We start from the raw sequence: 1,585 nt of genomic DNA on the forward strand, positions 1-1,585 counted from the left end.
GGCTCACGTCGTACCCGCCCGGCCGCGCCGGCGCGCTGCGCGCCCTGCACCGCGAGGGCAGGCTGTTCGTGCTGATGCTGCACGAGGACCCGGTGCTCCGCACGGAGGCGCGGGCCGTCTTCGACGACGTCGCCGAGCCGGCGGACCGGGAGCGGTTCGCGAGGTACGAGGCGCTGCGGCTGGGCACCTGGGGGCGGCTGGTGCGCAAGTTCAAGCGCCGCTAGCCGGACGGGCGTGCGGCGGGCACGCGGCTCGCATACGGCAGGCGGTGCGGCAGGCGGTGCGGCAGGCGGTGCGGCGCGAACGATCGTACGCGGCCCGTTGACGCCCCGCACCGCAGCCCTTACATTCCGGACGTCTGATGTCCGATGCCTCCGCCCCGAAGTGGAGGTATCCCGTGCGAACCACCCTGTCCGCCAAGCTCGCCGCGCTCCTCGCGGCCGGCTCCGTCCTCGCCGGCGGCTTCGCCCCGGCCGCCGCCCGGGAGGGCCGCGACCCGGCACCCGCGGCCCGCCCCGCGCTCTTCGAGACCACCGACCTGGCCGTCTCCGGCGACGGCGCGCACACGTACCGCATCCCCGCCCTCGACGTGCTCCCCGACGGCACGCTCGTCGCCGCATACGACCGCCGCAACGACAGCGCCGCCGACCTGCCCTGCGACCTCGACGTCATGGTCCGGCGCAGCACCGACAAGGGCCGCACCTGGAGTGCCCCGCAGGTCGTCGCCGACTACGGCGGCGGGGTGGGCGCCGGCGACCCCAGCCTCATCGTCGACCGCGACACCGGCCGCGTCTTCCTCTTCCACGCCTACGGCCCGAAGGGCATCGGCTTCTCCAACTCCGGCCCCGGCAACGCCGACGACTCCACCACGACCCTGCACGCCGACTACAGCTACTCCGACAACGGCGGCCGCACCTGGCGCCAGCGCCGCATCACCGAGGACATCAAGGACCCGTCCTGGCTGGGCATGTTCGCCTCCTCCGGCACCGGCATCCAGCTCTCCTCCGGCCGCCTGCTCCAGCAGTACGCGTACCGCGGTGCCGACGGCGGCATCCGGGCCGTCAGCGCGTACAGCGACGACCACGGCGCGACGTGGCGGGCGGGCGAGCCGGTCGGGCCGCTCATGGACGAGAACAAGACCGTCGAGCTGGCCGACGGGCGCGTCATGCTCAACAGCCGCACCGCGAGCGCCGACACGCGCCTGGTCGCGTACTCCGACGACGGCGGCATCACCTACGGCACGCCCGTACCGGACGACGAGCTGATCGACCCGACGAACAACGCGGCCATCCTGCGCTACGACGCCGACGCCCCGCGCACCGCCCCGCGGGCGCACTGGCTGCTGTTCAGCAACACGGCGAGCACCACCGCCCGGCGCAACCTCACCGTGCGGATGTCCTGCGACGACGGGCGGAGCTGGCCCGTCTCGCGGGTCGTGGAGCCCGGCGAAGCCGCGTACTCCACCCTGGCCCGGCTGAACGACGGGACCTTCGGGCTGCTCTACGAGAGCGGCCCGTACCGCACGATCACCTTCGCCCGCTTCGACGACACCTGGCTCGGCGCCGACTGCCGCGGGCGGCACCCC

General features: G+C 74.3%; 1 protein-coding gene and 1 pseudogene. Both read left to right on the forward strand.

Annotated features, from left to right (window positions below; all coding sequences use genetic code 11):
• Nucleotides 1–224, forward strand: a pseudogene (locus H5J30_RS32215) (hypothetical protein); the annotation flags it as partial.
• Nucleotides 225–397: 173 nt separating this feature from the next.
• On the forward strand, nucleotides 398–1,585 hold a 1,188-nt coding region (locus tag H5J30_RS32220; RefSeq protein ID WP_181791171.1), incomplete at its 3' end, for a sialidase family protein.

The organism is Streptomyces phytophilus, from assembly GCF_013870535.1.
Classification (GTDB): domain Bacteria; phylum Actinomycetota; class Actinomycetes; order Streptomycetales; family Streptomycetaceae; genus Streptomyces; species Streptomyces phytophilus.